The 13,481-nt window shown below is 62.1% G+C and carries 14 protein-coding genes; all 14 read right to left on the reverse strand.

Going from position 1 to position 13,481, the window contains the following annotated elements:
* Positions 1-48 precede the first annotated feature (48 nt).
* Positions 49-1,044, reverse strand: a complete 996-nt coding sequence (locus N3C64_RS01480) for a type II secretion system F family protein (RefSeq protein ID WP_260011064.1) — start codon at positions 1,042-1,044, stop codon at positions 49-51.
* Between the two features lie 10 nt (positions 1,045-1,054).
* On the reverse strand, positions 1,055-2,026 hold the full coding sequence (locus N3C64_RS01485) for a type II secretion system F family protein (RefSeq protein ID WP_218629225.1): 972 nt from the start codon (positions 2,024-2,026) through the stop codon (positions 1,055-1,057).
* A gap of 4 nt (positions 2,027-2,030) precedes the next feature.
* Entirely contained in the window at positions 2,031-3,443 is a 1,413-nt protein-coding gene (locus N3C64_RS01490; protein WP_260011066.1) for a TadA family conjugal transfer-associated ATPase, read from the reverse strand.
* 13 nt (positions 3,444-3,456) lie between these two features.
* The gene (locus N3C64_RS01495) at positions 3,457-4,659 is read right to left on the reverse strand and encodes a CpaE/TadZ family protein (RefSeq protein WP_260011069.1); all 1,203 of its coding nucleotides are present in this window, start codon (positions 4,657-4,659) and stop codon (positions 3,457-3,459) included.
* A gap of 12 nt (positions 4,660-4,671) precedes the next feature.
* Positions 4,672-5,337 carry a TadE/TadG family type IV pilus assembly protein gene (locus tag N3C64_RS01500; protein ID WP_260011072.1) on the reverse strand — a complete coding sequence of 222 codons (666 nt, stop codon included), beginning with the start codon at positions 5,335-5,337 and terminating at the stop codon, positions 4,672-4,674.
* Complete coding sequence (locus tag N3C64_RS01505) at positions 5,334-5,843, reverse strand: TadE/TadG family type IV pilus assembly protein (protein WP_260011074.1); 510 nt, start codon at positions 5,841-5,843, stop codon at positions 5,334-5,336. The genes N3C64_RS01500 and N3C64_RS01505 overlap by 4 nt, the downstream gene beginning before the upstream one ends.
* A gap of 11 nt (positions 5,844-5,854) precedes the next feature.
* Positions 5,855-7,366 (reverse strand): pilus assembly protein TadG-related protein, encoded by a 1,512-nt coding sequence (locus N3C64_RS01510; protein ID WP_260011076.1) that lies wholly within the window; start codon positions 7,364-7,366, stop codon positions 5,855-5,857.
* A gap of 24 nt (positions 7,367-7,390) precedes the next feature.
* Positions 7,391-8,197 (reverse strand): Flp pilus assembly protein CpaB, encoded by an 807-nt coding sequence (gene cpaB, locus N3C64_RS01515; RefSeq protein ID WP_260011080.1) that lies wholly within the window; start codon positions 8,195-8,197, stop codon positions 7,391-7,393.
* A 230-nt stretch (positions 8,198-8,427) separates the two neighbouring features.
* The gene (locus N3C64_RS01520; protein WP_260011083.1) at positions 8,428-8,628 is read right to left on the reverse strand and encodes a Flp family type IVb pilin; all 201 of its coding nucleotides are present in this window, start codon (positions 8,626-8,628) and stop codon (positions 8,428-8,430) included.
* 245 nt (positions 8,629-8,873) lie between these two features.
* Positions 8,874-9,935, reverse strand: a complete 1,062-nt coding sequence (locus N3C64_RS01525) for a dipeptidase (protein ID WP_260011086.1) — start codon at positions 9,933-9,935, stop codon at positions 8,874-8,876.
* Entirely contained in the window at positions 9,932-10,690 is a 759-nt protein-coding gene (locus tag N3C64_RS01530) for an ABC transporter ATP-binding protein (RefSeq protein ID WP_260011088.1), read from the reverse strand. Before N3C64_RS01530 ends, N3C64_RS01525 begins: the two co-directional genes overlap by 4 nt.
* A gap of 7 nt (positions 10,691-10,697) precedes the next feature.
* Positions 10,698-11,525 (reverse strand): ABC transporter ATP-binding protein, encoded by an 828-nt coding sequence (locus tag N3C64_RS01535; RefSeq protein ID WP_260011090.1) that lies wholly within the window; start codon positions 11,523-11,525, stop codon positions 10,698-10,700.
* Entirely contained in the window at positions 11,522-12,427 is a 906-nt protein-coding gene (locus N3C64_RS01540) for an ABC transporter permease (RefSeq protein ID WP_260011092.1), read from the reverse strand. Before N3C64_RS01540 ends, N3C64_RS01535 begins: the two co-directional genes overlap by 4 nt.
* Positions 12,424-13,479, reverse strand: coding sequence for an ABC transporter permease (locus N3C64_RS01545; protein ID WP_260011101.1), 1,056 nt, complete (start codon positions 13,477-13,479; stop codon positions 12,424-12,426). Before N3C64_RS01545 ends, N3C64_RS01540 begins: the two co-directional genes overlap by 4 nt.
* Positions 13,480-13,481: the final 2 nt, after the last annotated feature.

A 13,481-nucleotide genomic window follows, 5' to 3' on the forward strand; every position in this document is an offset into this window, starting at 1 on the left:
GGGAATTTTCGAGGGCAATCTCCCTTTCTGCTGACCGCTTCAGCGCGCTCAGAAGTTCCTGATAAACCGAATCACGACCGGTCCGATCGAGAGCATGATCAGCGCCGGGAGCATGAATGACGCCATGACAGCGGACATCTTCACCGGAAGCTTGTTCGCCATTTCCTGCGCACGCAGCTCTCGCTGCTGACGAAGGTCTTCCGAATAGGTCGTCAATGCCTGCGCCATGCTCGTGCCGAACTGCATGGACTGCGCCACGACATTCGCAAAGGAGCGGACCGATTCCACGCCGACCCGATTGGCCATATCGATCATGGCCTCCTCGCGCGAGCGCCCCGCCTGAATCTGGCGCTGTACGGTAAGGAACTCATAAGCAATCTCTGGCGTGCTATGCGCCAGCTCGTTGCCAACCCGGGTCATCGCTGCGTCAAATCCCATACCAGCCTCAATCGAAATCTGCAGCAAATCCAAGGCGTTCGGGAAGCCCTCTTCGATTTTGCGCTGACGTGCGCTTACGCGGTAATTGAGCCAGTAGTTCGGTGCAAAGAAGCCCCCGAGGAGCAGCAAGGTTATGTATTGGTAGACTTTCAACGACGTCATGCCGCTGAAGGTCGGGGACAGGTTGAAAGGCAGACTGACATTCGGGATACGCGACGCAACGATCAGCAACAGCAGAATGCCCGGCAGGACAACCGCGAGCGTAACCCGCGCCAGCATGAAGTTGCGAAGCGCGTGAGGACCGTAGACTCCACCCTGTTCAAGGCGGCGCTGCAGCTCCCCCTTCTTGCTTCCGTCGGCGGAAATGATCGCCTTCATGAAGCCGCTGGGGTCCACGTTTGCCGACTTGAGCAGACCCATATCGAACCGCTCATGCCGACGATCCCCCGCGACCGCAGCCAACCGTTCTGAGACATGGTCGTCCTGGAAAAAGATCGCGTAGACCCCCCAGATGAGGAGGAGCATCCCGACCCCGATCCCGAGCGCAATGATCAGGTCAGGAGAAAGGTCGTAGCGTACCGCGAATTTCTCGATCTGCTCCAACATGGCGGCCTCCTCAGATTCTGAAATCGACGAGCTTGCGTAGAATCAGCCCGTTCAGGATGACAAGCATGACGATCGCGCCCATCATCGGCTGAAAGATCGGATCTTCCCTCACGCCGTCGTAATAGCTCGGGGTTGCGATATTGACGAACGCGTACATCGCGATCGGAACGCAGGTCAGGAAGTAGGCGGATGCCCGCCCCTCCGACGAGATCGCCCGAATACGGCGGCGCATGGTGATCCGACCACGGATAACGGAGGCCAGCACCTCAAGCACACGCGCGAGATCCCCCCCGGTGCCATGCTGAATACCGATACTCGCGGCGAGGTAATAGGCGTCTTCCAGATCGACACGCTCGGCGAATTCGTGAAACGCGTCAGGAAGATCGTCGCCGTAGCTCACCTGGTCATGGATGATCCCGAACTCAGTCCCGATGGGGTCGTTCATCTGACGCGCAACCGTCCCGATGGAGGTGCTGAGCGGATGGCCCACCTTCAAGGCGCGGGACATCATGTCGAGCGCATCGGGCAACTGCATCAACAGGGCCTTGTCCTGCCGCGAAATCTTCAGGCGCACCGCGAACATGGGAATGAACACGCCGATTGCCATACCGAGGACCACCGCGAGCACCGGTGCTACGAACTGCAGCAGCGATATCGCGATGAGCGACCCCAAGCCCAGGCACAACACCAGGAAGGTTTCCGGGCGCATGGATATGGCGGCCCTGCGCAGATCCTGGGGAAGGGAGCCGAACACAGGCACCTTTGACAAGAACCCCACCCGCGGCGGGGGGCGCAGGATCGCGAGCCGCTCCTCGGTCGATTGACCTGCGGCGACAAGCTTCATCCGGCGGCTGCGCGCCTCGGTGCTGTTCTCACCCCGGCTCATCAGGTTGGACATCGCACTGAAGACCAGCAGGACGCCAACACCGATCCCGAGGTAGATCAGGTAAATCGCGTTCTGATTTTGGAACAGGTTTTCCATGGCATCAGCCTCTCGGGACCATGAAGTCAGAGGGCGAAACCGGAATGCCTGCTGCGATCAGCTCGTCGGCGCAGCGCGGACGGATACCGGTGGGGATGAACTCACCAATGATCGTGCCGTCCTCAGTCTTGCCCTTCTTGCGGAACACGAAGATGTCCTGAAGAGTGATCACGTCGCCTTCGAGGCCAGTGATTTCCGAGATGCTGACAACACGACGGCGACCGTCCGAGAGGCGGGTGAGCTGCACGATGATGTGCAGGCCGGCGGCAATCTGCGCGCGGATCGCGCTCAGCGGCATTTCCATGCCCATCATCGAAACCATCTGCTCAACCCGGCTGATGGCATCGCGCGCCGAGTTGGCGTGGACCGTGGTCATCGAACCGTCATGGCCCGTGTTCATCGCCTGAAGCATGTCGAACGCCTCGGCGCCACGCACCTCGCCGACGATGATACGGTCGGGACGCATCCGCAGCGCGTTGCGCACGAGGTCGCGTTGGTGCACAGCACCCTGCCCGTTCGGGTTCGGCGGACGGGTTTCGAGACGCACGACGTGATCCTGCATCAGTTGCAGTTCCGCCGCGTCCTCGATCGTCACGACGCGCGACTTGTGATCGATGAAGGCCGAAATGGCGTTCAGCATCGTGGTCTTGCCCGAGCCCGTGCCGCCCGAGATCAGGATGTTCATGCGCGCCTCGACCAGCGCTTTGAGGAATTTGGCGGCCTGATCGTTCAGCGCACCGCTTTGCACCAGACGCTCCAGCGTCAGCGGATTGCGCGAGAATTTCCGGATCGAAACGCTCGGGCCGTCGATGGCGCAGGGGCGAATGATGGCGTTGACACGGCTGCCATCTTCCAGACGGGCGTCCACCCAGGGGTTGCTCTCATCGACCCGGCGACCGATGCGCGAGACGATCTTGTCGATGATGCGCAGCAGGTGGCGCTCGTCGCGAAAACGGACCGGGGCCTTTTCAAGCACGCCGTAGCGTTCCACATAGACGTTGGTATGCCCGTTCACGAGAATATCGTTGATCGTCGGGTCGGCGATCAGCGGCTCCAGCGGCCCGAGGCCGAGGACTTCGTCGAGCAGCTCATCGACCAGCTTCTTGAACTGATCCGCGCGCAGCGGCGTATTGCTGTCGCGCAGCTCCTCGGTCACCAGCGCGGCAACCTCGCGGCGCAGCTCCTCCGGAACCACCTTGTCGAGAACGGCCAGGTTCAACCGGTCCAGAAGCGCGTCATGCAGGCGGCTCTTGAGTTCGAGCGACTTGATCAGTTCCGCATCCTCGGGTGTCACCACCGGAGTGAATGCCTCGACCGGTTTGGCAGCAACGGCAGCCGAGCCATCCGCTTTCGCGAAGGGGACGATTTTGTCATCAACGGCCGATTTCTTGCCGCGATCCGTGAAATTCTTGAACATTGTCTTCCCCCTGTTAATTCGTCGTGGCGGCGGATTTTCCCGCGCCTGCCTCGGCAATGAGGTCAAAAGCTACACGCCCGATGGCCTTGCACAGGCCGGAACGCGACGAAATGGCAGATAGCGGTCTACCCCGGTCGGCCGCCTCACTCGCGGTGCGACGGTCGTAGGGCAGCCAGTGCCGGAATTTCCGCTCCAACGCCTTGGCAGCCTCGACGTGGTGACGGTTCATGACGATCGGCTTCTTCTCCTGGCTGATGATCACCTCGATAGGCAGGCTGAGGTTCTCTTCACGATAGAAATCGATCAGGCGGCGGGCCTGCTGGATGCAGGGGACAGAGGTATCGGCGACCAGGTACATCCGGTCGCTCGCGTCGAGGACCGGAGAGATCCACTCGACCATGGCGCGCGGCAGATCGACGATGACATAGTCAAACCGCGACCGCAGGCGCTCGATCAGCACCTGGATCTGATGCGGCCGAAGCGCGTTCAACGGCGCAAAGCCAAGCGGCGCCGCAAAAACAAAGATGCCCGTGCTGGTTTCCTGAAGCGCCTGCTGGATGAAGGTCTCATCCGGATCGGTGTCTTCCTTCACCATCTGAATGAGCGCCTGGCTCGGCTCAACATCCAGGAAACCGGCGACGGTGCCGAATTGCAGGTCAAGATCAACCACGACGACATCATGCGGATCATGCCGGCGGAACAGGCCCTTCTGACCGCGCAGCTGGTCGGCCAGATTCACGGCAAGAGTCGTCGCGCCAATCCCGCCACGGGCTTTGGCGACCGTGATCACCTTGCCCTGGCGGATTGCCGGGCCAGCGATGGCGAGCCCGCGACCGATCGTCAGCTTGCGCACCTGATCGTCGAGCTCTTCGGCCGAGACGCTCTCGGGAAGAACCTCGGCCACGCCCGCATTCGTCAGCTTGCGGATATTCGAAAGGGTGACGTCCTCGCCGCTCAGGGCAAGCAGCCGTGCGGTGCCGCCAGCCTGCTGAATGACCTTCAGCGCCTTGAGATCTTCGTCCGTGTCGTCCTGAGTCCGAAAGATGATGAGGTCACTTGCAAGCGCCATCTTTTGCGCCTGCCCGTTCAGCTCAGACATCGTCGCGGCGCATTGCTCGACACTGACGCCGGGGAGTTCCGAAAGCATCTTGCTCAGCGAGGCGCTCAGCGCTTCGTCTTTTGCGACAAGGACAATGGATTTACTTGTGAGTGCCATCTTGTCCCTCATTTAACCTTCGTTACCGTGATTGAGATCTTCCGCCGGAAGCGAGACGCTCATGCTCGGGAACCGAATGCCGGGTTCGGGATCGTCGGTTCCGCCCTCGAGGCTTGAAGTGCCGGTTCCCATTGCAAGTTCGGCCAGCTTCCCCAAAGGCGTGATGAAGTTGAACCTGACGTTCTGAAGCTCCACCGTGACGATCGGGACGGCCGGACCACCAAGAAAACCAAGCTCTTCGTCGAAAGTGTAGGCAAAACGCACGTTCTGCGGGGTCGAGCCATTCGGAAGCACGGCGTCCAGACGCGGCCAGATTTCCGCGACCGTCGGGTTCGCTGTGTCACCGACACAGCTTATCGTGCCGTAATCCGAGCAAAGGCCCGTGATGCCGGTCTGCTTGCAGTCGGAACCATAGCTATATTCGGTCCCCGTGTAGCTCCCGCGAGCGTTGGTTTCGGGTAGACCGGCACAGGCCGGCGGGCGCACAACGGCGATCCGGGCGGCAAGGTGAACGGCGCGCTCCGACGTGACATAATGAAACGCGTAGCGGCCATAATCGATCAGCCCGAAGAGGATCAGCAGGAAGAGCGCAAGGACCATCGCAAGTTCGACAAGGCTCGCGCCCTTCTCATCGCGAAGGAATGTCCGAAAGCCGCTATTTTCGTGAAACACGCTCATATTCCATACACCCTGCTTTGATCGACCACGGTCGTGTTCAAGGTGTCCAAGGATCCCCCGATCAGTCTGAAAACATCGTCAAACAGGAAAGTCAGCGTCATCGAGGCAGTCACCTGCACGATCGCGGGCGGATAGCCTGCGAAGGTTCCCGTTGGGCAGGTGACCGTTGAGCTAACGGTATTAATGGTCGCCCCGGACGGGAACAGTACGTTATCGAACTGCGACTTTTCGACGATATTCTTCAGCTCCGCGTCGTAGGTCGCGATTTTCGACTGCGCGCTGCCGGTATCCACACAGATATTGGCAGGGGCGACCCGCGCCACATAACGCGCGGCATCCCTGACACCCGAAGAAACTGCCTGGTATGTCCGCATCATCCGCGCACCTTCGATGATCACGGCAAAGACCAACAGCATCATCGGCAAGACAATGGCGAACTCCACAAGCTGCGCACCGTCTTCGCCTTTGCCAAAGCTGCTCAGTTTTTCACGGAGTTTCGAACTCATGCGCATCTGGCTCACCTGTACAATTGTACCATGTTGCGGATAAGGCCGCCCTTGCCGGACTGATCGCCGGAACCGTCAGCAAAATCGACAATTTCGCCAAAAATATCGAAGCTCGGCGGAGAGCTGCCGTCACTTCCGACCGGCTCGGTGATGAAGATCTTCACGAACTTCTCGACCGGCACATTCGAGGTCTTGCCACTCACCGGGTTGGTCTTGCAGTCAACACCTGCCGCGATGATCAGACGGCGCTCAGGGCCCGCGGGGGGTTCCTTCGAGCACGTGGGACGGCCATTTTCTTCCTTGGTCGCAGGCAGAATACTGTTCACCGTTTTCCAATGCGCGATCTCGGCCAGATAATACTCATACCGCGTGGAACTGGACGACACACCGAGGTGCGTAACATCGCCCGTACCAGGTCCCGTGCCGTAATTCGTGTCGTTGTACAGCGTCCGGCTCCAATCGCCCGAACCAAAACGACAGGTGCTGCCCGCGGTGTTGAAGCAGGAATCCCGCGGAAGGGCGATCGACTGTTTCGTGGGGTTGACCACCCCTTGGTTGTCAACGCCCGCCGGCTGCTCTTTGCCCTGAATGCAGGCCGCGTTTCCGTTCCCGACAAGCCCCTTGATCACGTTCGGCGCAGGCGCATAAGCCGGATCGTCGTTCGCATTGTTCAAGACGGAATCGTACATGTCGAAGCGCACATTGAACGCCGCGTTCCCAAGACCAACGCGCTGACCGGGTTGCGTGTCCACGCCACGCTTCTTGAAACAGGCGTTATGCCCACCAACCGCGCCCAGGATGCATGCGTAAAGCTTCCCACCCCCGTTCACCTTGTCGGCTTCCCAATCCTTGACGTACTCGGCGCAGGGGCCGTTCTCGTCAATCTTCATGTCGCTCGGGTCTAGGAACCCGAAGTCGCCCGGCCCCCAGGCCGACCCCTGCCCGCCCGAACGCAACAGGATCTGGTTCCCCACAACCAGCGGGGCCTCCGGCATACAGAACATGAGCGGCGTGACATCGCAGGCCCAGGTGTCAAAGCCCGCCGTCGCGGATGCGGTGACAGACCCGCTCGCACCGGGCTGGAGAATGTTCGCGAAAGTGCCGAGGACCGAGGTCGGCGTTACGTCAACGCGCACATAGGCCGCCTCGCTATCGGCGGTCGTGACTGCGGTCATTACCGTCAAATCGCTGTCGGGCAGCGTCGTGTAGAAGGTCAGCGTGTAATCCTCGCCGCCCGTCAGCACCCCATCCGCGACACCGAAATGCTGACGGTCCGAGATAAGCGCTGCCGCCGCGGTCGCGCGCGAGATCGCACCCGCGTTCCCGTCCAGTTCACCGGCCGCGGCCAAAGCGACATGGTCGGCAAAGGACTGGTACTCGGTCCGCGTGATCGCATAGCGACCCAGATCGAAGGAAAGCGCGACGAGTCCGAAGACGACCGTCAGACACAGCGCCCAGAACACCAGGATCGTACCGGCCTCATCCGAGCGAAACGCTTGAAATCGTTTGATGAAACCAGACATAACAATCCTCCTGAAATCAATTCGTTAGCGCACTTCGGCCTCGGTCGCTTCGATGCCACGGCGCACGGTAATCGTCTTGAGGGGCGTGCCTTCCGGAACCGGCGACAGCTCGCGCAGAACGTCCTTGAGGCCGATCGACTCGAGCGGCCCGTCCTCGTCCGAGTCGAGCGTCCGCAGCGCCAGGCTCAGCGTTCCGGCCTGCTGCGCCAGCGCGAGTTTCTGGCTTTCTTCCGGGGTCACCTCGACCGTCACCGTGCGCGCGATCTGCGCCTGCTCGGCGTTCTCATTCGAGGTCTGGTCAACACCGATCACCCGGAGGTTCTGAAGAATGGTAACGGTTTTCAGTTCTTCATTGCGTCCCTGCGTTAGCAGCACGTCGACGCGGTCGCCGGGCGTCACGAAGCCGCCCACACCGGTCACTGCCGAGACGCTGATCGCAACGGCGCGATTGTTCTGGCCGATGGTCTGAACGATCGTGACCTTCTCACCGTATTCAGACACTTTCGACGCGAGCATCAGCTCGCCCTGGTACAGCGCGGCCTTTGCACGGCGTGGTTGCTGACCAGAGGACGGCAGCAGCTTGTCAAACGAGGTGAAGGCGCCTTTCGGAAGCGCCTCGACCGGCCATTTGATCGACGTCACCTTCTGGCTTTCGATCGTCTGGCCGAAGGGAATATCCTGCGAGGCGACGATGACATTGGTCAGGGCCAGATCCTTGGCCGCAGCCGCTTCGCGCTCGTATTTGTTCTGAAAGAAATCACTGGCGAGATAGGCAGAACCACCGGCGACCGCCAAGCCTGCGACGAAAGTGATCAGTGCTGTAACTCGCATTTTCTAGATCTCCTTACCATTGATTCAGATAGCGTCGCCGCGCATCAACTTCTCAACACGAGACTTATTAAGCCTAGAAAGAGCCTTCTCGGCAGCAACCTCAGCAGACGAAAAAGCGCCGAAACTAAAGATATGTTCGGCGCTTCTTCTCGGTTTGAAAAAGCTTGCTACCCGCCATTGACCCGTATGGACCCGGCCTGCACAAAGCTTGGCCTAACCTAGGTTAGGGCTTACTGACAGGCAACGTTCGTGCCGTCGATGCACTCTTCAGCGGCGGTCATCTTATCCCCGACCGCGTCCGACAGGGTCGACAGAGCAGCGGTGCCCACGCCGACAGCGAGAACCAGAGCGATGGCGTATTCGACGAGGGTCACACCTTCTTCGTCGTTGCGGAAGCGGGCGATCAGGTTCTTCACGTTGAACAGTTTCATTTTCAGTCTCCAATTTTTGCCTAATGACCGGATGATCCGGGAGTTCACTGGCACCCCACCAAGTGTCTGTCCGGGCAGCCAAGTACAGAATAAGGCAAGAATGCGGCGCAAAGCATCGGCGCGATGTACCGACTTTACCCGCGCAGGTTGTATCTTTGCAAAAGTAAGGAGAAATTAAGGCCAAAACCGGTCATCGGGTGACCTATTCCCGTCACATTTGGTTGACGCAGGGGAATCACGGGGACTCAGGCGCCCCAGGTGCGCTCCAGCACCGCCAGCCAGTTGCGATGCGCAAGCTTGGCGATCAGCTCTTCGCCGTAGCCGTCTTGGCGCAGCGCGTCGATCAGGCGCGGCAGGCCCGCCGCATCGCCCAGATCGGCGGGTATGGTCGCCCCGTCGAAATCCGAGCCAAGGCCGACCCGATCCTCGCCGAGATGCGCGATCAGGTGATCGAGGTGGCGCAGGATTGGCTCCCACTCCTCGAAGGGATCGCCGATCCCGTCGGCTCGCAGGAAACCCGAGGCGTAGTTCAGCCCCACCAAGCCGTCACTTTCGCGGATCACCGCAAGCTGCCGATCCGTCAGGTTGCGCGACGAGGGCGTGATGGCATGGGCGTTGGAATGGGTGGCAACCAGCGGCGCATCCGAGAGCGCGGCGATATCGTCAAAGCCCTTCTCGTTGAGGTGGCTCAGATCCAGCATGATGCGCAGCGCGTTGCATTCGCGCACAAGCACCTTGCCCGCCGGGGTCAGCCCCTCGCCCGTATCGGGGCCAGAGGGGAAGGCGAAGGGCACACCATGGCCGAAGACAGTCGGGCGCGACCAGACGGGGCCAAGGCTGCGCAGCCCCATCGCGTGCCAGACATGCAACGCGTCGAGATCGGCACCAATCGGCTCGGCCCCTTCGAAATGCAGGATCGCGGCGATCTTGCCTGCCGCCATTGCCGCGCGGATATCGGCAACCGAGCGGCAGATCGCCAGATGCCCCGTACGCTCCATCCACATCAGATGCCCCACCATCGCCATGGCGACGGGCAGCGCCTCGGCCTGCCCGATCAGATCGGGCAGCGGCAGGCTGAACGGCGGGTTACGCATGATCGCGTCGAAATCCGGATCGTCATGGGCCTGCGGCGAAGGGATATAGACCGCGAAGAAGCCACCGACAAAGCCCCCTGCCCGCATCCGCGGCAGGTCAAGATGCCCCTCGCCGGTCCCGGTCAGCCAGGTGGCCTCGCGCCGCGTGGGGTCGCGCAACAGACGCAGCAGGAAATCGTTGTGGCCGTCGAATACCGGAACTGGCGTGCTCATGCCGCATCCTCGCGTGAATAGCCGACCGAGGCTTGCAGCAGCCGGCGGGTGTAATCTGTCTGGGCGGCGCGGGCGCGCAGGGCGTCGCGCGCCAACTCCTCGACCGCCTGCCCGTGCTGCATGACCAGCAGCCGCTCGCACATATGCGAAACCACGGCGAGGTCATGCGACACGAGGATATAGGTCAGCCCGCGCTCGGCCCGCAGCCGGTCAAGCAGGTTCAGCACCTCGGCCTGAATCGAGGCGTCGAGGGCCGAGGTCGGCTCGTCCAGCAGCAGGATCTCGGGTTCGAGGATCAGCGCGCGGGCAACCGCCACACGCTGGCGCTGGCCACCTGAAAGCTGGTGCGGATAGCGAAAGCGGAACCCCTGCCCCAACCCGACCTCTTCCAGTGCGCGCTCGATACGCTGTTCGCGATCGTCGAAGCCCTGAATGGCCAGAGGCTCGGACAGGACCGAGTCGACCGTGTGGCGCGGATGGAGCGAGGCATAGGGATCCTGGAACACCATCTGGACGCGCCGGTAGAAGGCCGCGTCGCGCGGCACGGGCAAGGGGTTGCCATCGAACGCGATCTCGCCGCCGCTTGTGGGTGCAAGCCCGCAGATCGCGCGCAGAACGGTCGATTTGCCCGAGCCGCTTTCACCGACGATCCCGTAGCTTTCGCCCTTCTTGACGCGAAAGCTGATACCGCGCACGGCGTGGACCCGCTCGACCCCGCGGGTGAAGATGACTTCGAGGTCTTTGACATCCAGCATGATACCCTCACTCGGCCCAGGACGCGTCGCGGTCAAGCGTCGGCAAGGGGCGCCGGTCGCCGTCGATCGCGGGCAGGCAATTCAACAGCCCCTGCGTGTAGGGGTGGCGCGCTTGCGACAGATCCGAGGCGCGCAGCTCCTCGACCACGCGACCCGCATACATGACCAGCACCCGGTCGCAGAAGCTAGAGACCAGCCGCAGGTCGTGGCTGATGAAGATCAACCCCATGCCGCGTTCCTGCACCAGCCGGTCGAGAATGCGCAGCACCTCGATCTGGATCGTCACATCCAGCGCCGAGGTCGGCTCATCCGCGATCAGCAGGTCGGGCGCGGAGACCAGCATCATCGCGATCATCGCGCGCTGGCCCATGCCGCCCGACAGCTCATGCGGATAGGCGCGGAAGACGCGCTCGGGGTCGCGGATCTGCACCGCTTCCAGCATTTCAAGCGCGGCACGGCGCGCCTCGGCGCGCGAAGCGCCATGGGTGCGCAAGACCTCCATCAGTTGCTTGCCCACCGCCATCACCGGGTTGAGCGAGAACTTCGGGTCCTGCATCACCATCGACATGCGCTTGCCGCGCAGGCCGCGCCACTGCCGCGACGAGAGGCCGCGCAGGTCTATCCCGTCGAACTCCAGCCGGTCGGCGGTGGCGCTGCCCGGATGCGGCGTCAGGCCAAGGATCGCGCGCCCGGTCTGCGACTTGCCCGAACCGGATTCGCCCACGATCCCCAACCGCTCGCGCCCGAGGGTAAAGCTGACGCCGCGCACGACCTCGGCCGGGCCCTGACGGGTCGGAAAGGTCACGCGCAGGTTCTCGACATTCAGCAAGCTCATTTGCGCCCCTTCGGATCAAGCACGTCACGCAGCCCGTCCCCCAGCAGGTTAAAGCCAAGCGAGACGATGAAGATGGCGATGCCGGGCATGGTCGCGACCCACCACTGGTCGATCAGGAAGCGCCGCCCGCCCGCGATCATCGCCCCCCACTCGGGCTGAGGCGGCTGCGCGCCAAGCCCCAGAAAGCCCAGGCCCGCCGCAGTCAGGATGATCCCCGCCATATCCAAGGTGACGCGGATGATCACCGAAGACATGCACAGCGGCACGATATGCTTCCAGATGATCCGCGCCGAGGACGCGCCCTGCAACCGCGTCGCCGCTATGAAATCCGAGTTGCGCACGGTCAACGTCTCGGCCCGCGCGAGGCGCGCATAGGGTGGCCATGAGGTAATCGCGATGGCGATGACCGCGTTCTCGATCCCCGGCCCAAGGGCGGCCACGAAGGCCAGCGCAAGGATCAGGCGCGGGAAGGCCAGGACGATATCGGTCAGGCGCATCAGAACCGTGTCGATCCAGCCGCCGAAATAGCCCGCCGTCGTGCCGACAAGCAGCCCGATGGGGGTGGCGATCAGCGCAACCAGCACCACGACCATCAGCGTCAGCCGCGTGCCGTGGATCAGCCGCGAGAGAATATCGCGTGCCAGATCGTCGGTGCCCAGAAGGTGCCCCGGCGAGAGCGGTGGCAGCAGGCGGGTGGTGTTCAGATCTTGCCCGAGGATCGGGTTATAGGGCGCCAAAACATCGGCCAGCGCCGCAATGACGACCAGCGCCACCACGATCGCCAGCCCGACCATCGCAAGCCAGTTGCCGCGAAAGGCAAGCCAGGTGCGATAGGCCTGCCCCAGCCGGGCCTGCCGACGCGAAGCGGGTTGCTCGGATAAAAGCCATGCGCGGGTGGTCATGATCCCCTCCGCACGCGCGCATCGAGCATCGAATAGAGAAGGTCGGACAAGAGGTTCAGCCCCACGAAGATTGCACCGATCACAAGCGTGCCCCCAAGCACGGCGTTCATGTCGGCGTTTTGCAGCGAGTTCGTCAGGTATTGGCCCAGACCCGGCCAGGCGAAGACCGTTTCGGTCAGGACCGAGCCTTCGAGCAGACCGGCGTAGCTCAGAGCGATCACCGTCACGAGCGGCACCGCCGCGTTGCGCAGCGCATGGACCCAGACGATCCGCCACTCGGGCACGCCCTTGACGCGTGCGGTGACGATATATTCCTGCCCCAGTTCGGCCAGCATGAAGCTGCGCGTCATGCGCGAGATATAGGCCATCGAGAAATAGCCCAGAAGCGACGCGGGCAGGATGATGTGCGAGAAGGCATTGCCAAAGGCGTCCCATGCGCCCTGCCGCGCCGTATCCCACAGGTAAAGCCCGGTCTCGGGCGTGAAACTATATTCATAGGCGATGTCGATCCGCCCCGGCCCGGCCACGATCCCCAGCTTGGCATAGAAAATCAAAAGCCCCAGCAGCCCAAGCCAGAAGATCGGCGCCGAATAGCCAACAAGGCCAAGCACGCGCACAAGCTGATCTGCCCAACGGCCCTGCCGCACGGCCGCCCAGACCCCGGCGGGCACGCCCACCAGCGTGCCGATGATGATTGACACCGTCGCCAGTTCAAGCGTCGCGGGAAAGACACGGCGGATATCCTCGACGATCGGTTTCTTGGTCAGGAAGGACGTGCCGAAATCGCCGGTCGCCACTTTCTGGAGCCACATCCAGAACTGCTCCCATAACGGGCGGTCGAGGCCAAGTTCGTGGAACACCTTGTCATAGACCGATTGCGGCGCGCGGTCGCCCACGACTGCAAGCACCGGATCGACCGGCACGATCCGCCCGATCAGAAAGGTCACGAGCAAGAGCCCGAAGAATGTCGCCGCGACAGTCGCTAGCAGGCCCACGGCCCGCCGCAGCCAGAGGGCGCCGCGGCGCCCCCTGTTGTGGGTGAGTGTCGTCATGT

Origin of the sequence: Sedimentimonas flavescens, assembly GCF_025154035.1 — a bacterium.
Lineage (GTDB): Bacteria > Pseudomonadota > Alphaproteobacteria > Rhodobacterales > Rhodobacteraceae > Rhodobacter > Rhodobacter flavescens.

Coding starts and splice junctions, on each gene's coding strand:
- N3C64_RS01485 (WP_218629225.1), bottom strand. CDS start 2,026: ATGGAAAACCTGTTCCAAAATCAGAACGCGATTTACCTGATCTACCTC.
- cpaB (WP_260011080.1), bottom strand. CDS start 8,197: ATGCGAGTTACAGCACTGATCACTTTCGTCGCAGGCTTGGCGGTCGCC.
- N3C64_RS01545 (WP_260011101.1), bottom strand. CDS start 13,479: ATGACGACACTCACCCACAACAGGGGGCGCCGCGGCGCCCTCTGGCTG.
- N3C64_RS01540 (WP_260011092.1), bottom strand. CDS start 12,427: ATGACCACCCGCGCATGGCTTTTATCCGAGCAACCCGCTTCGCGTCGG.
- N3C64_RS01480 (WP_260011064.1), bottom strand. CDS start 1,044: ATGTTGGAGCAGATCGAGAAATTCGCGGTACGCTACGACCTTTCTCCT.
- N3C64_RS01530 (WP_260011088.1), bottom strand. CDS start 10,690: ATGCTGGATGTCAAAGACCTCGAAGTCATCTTCACCCGCGGGGTCGAG.
- N3C64_RS01495 (WP_260011069.1), bottom strand. CDS start 4,659: ATGGCACTCACAAGTAAATCCATTGTCCTTGTCGCAAAAGACGAAGCG.
- N3C64_RS01505 (WP_260011074.1), bottom strand. CDS start 5,843: ATGAGTTCGAAACTCCGTGAAAAACTGAGCAGCTTTGGCAAAGGCGAA.
- N3C64_RS01510 (WP_260011076.1), bottom strand. CDS start 7,366: ATGTCTGGTTTCATCAAACGATTTCAAGCGTTTCGCTCGGATGAGGCC.
- N3C64_RS01535 (WP_260011090.1), bottom strand. CDS start 11,525: ATGAGCTTGCTGAATGTCGAGAACCTGCGCGTGACCTTTCCGACCCGT.
- N3C64_RS01490 (WP_260011066.1), bottom strand. CDS start 3,443: ATGTTCAAGAATTTCACGGATCGCGGCAAGAAATCGGCCGTTGATGAC.
- N3C64_RS01525 (WP_260011086.1), bottom strand. CDS start 9,935: ATGAGCACGCCAGTTCCGGTATTCGACGGCCACAACGATTTCCTGCTG.
- N3C64_RS01520 (WP_260011083.1), bottom strand. CDS start 8,628: ATGAAACTGTTCAACGTGAAGAACCTGATCGCCCGCTTCCGCAACGAC.
- N3C64_RS01500 (WP_260011072.1), bottom strand. CDS start 5,337: ATGAGCGTGTTTCACGAAAATAGCGGCTTTCGGACATTCCTTCGCGAT.